Source organism: Pseudomonas sp. MD195_PC81_125 (assembly GCF_014060985.1).
In the GTDB taxonomy this organism is placed as follows: domain Bacteria; phylum Pseudomonadota; class Gammaproteobacteria; order Pseudomonadales; family Pseudomonadaceae; genus Aquipseudomonas; species Aquipseudomonas parakoreensis.
The window spans coordinates 1-881 of record NZ_JABULD010000381.1 but is presented as its reverse complement, the minus strand read 5'-3'; the positions used below and the strand labels follow the sequence as shown (position 1 = coordinate 881).

1 protein-coding gene is annotated in these 881 nt (G+C 57.7%); it reads right to left on the bottom strand.

Annotated features, from left to right (window positions below; genetic code table 11):
• The coding region (locus tag HT737_RS15730; RefSeq protein WP_306287218.1) for an ATP-binding protein at window positions 1–881 on the bottom strand (881 nt) is incomplete at both ends.

The following is an 881-nucleotide window of genomic DNA, read 5'->3' as shown; positions in this document are numbered from 1 at the left end:
GCCAGACCTTCCTGCTCGATGTAGTTGTTCAGGTTACGCGTCAGTGCGGAACGGAAACCCACCAGGTGAGTACCGCCGTCGCGCTGCGGGATGTTGTTGGTGAAGCACAACAGGTTCTCGTTGAAGCTGTCGTTCCACTGCAGGGCGATTTCCACGCCGATGCCGTCTTCACGCTGGATGTTGAAGTGGAACACCTGGTTGACCGCAGTCTTGTTGGTGTTCAGGTATTCAACGAACGCGCGCAGGCCGCCTTCGTACTTGAACAGCTCTTCCTTGCCGCTGCGCTCATCCTTGAGGACGATGCCGACACCGGAGTTGAGGAAGGACAGTTCACGAATGCGCTTGGCCAGGATGTCCCAGCTGAAGTGAATGTTCTTGAAGGTTTCGCTGGAAGCCTTGAAGTGAATCTGGGTACCGGTGGTTTCGCTGTCGCCAACGATCGCCATCGGTGCCTGAGGCACGCCGTGGACGTAGGTCTGTTCCCAGATCTTGCCACTGCGGCGTACGGTCAGTACCAGCTCTTCGGACAGCGCGTTCACAACCGACACACCTACACCGTGCAGACCGCCGGAGACCTTGTAGGAGTTGTCGTCGAACTTACCGCCAGCGTGGAGGACGGTCATGATGACCTCGGCAGCGGAAACGCCTTCCTCTTTGTGCACGTCTACCGGGATGCCACGGCCGTTGTCTTTAACGGTGATGGACTCATCCGGGTGGATGATGATGCTGATGTCGTCGCAGTGGCCGGCGAGGGCTTCGTCGATCGAGTTGTCGACCACCTCGAACACCATGTGGTGCAGACCGCTGCCATCGTCGGTGTCACCAATGTACATACCGGGACGTTTGCGTACGGCATCCAGGCCTTTCAACACTTTAATGCT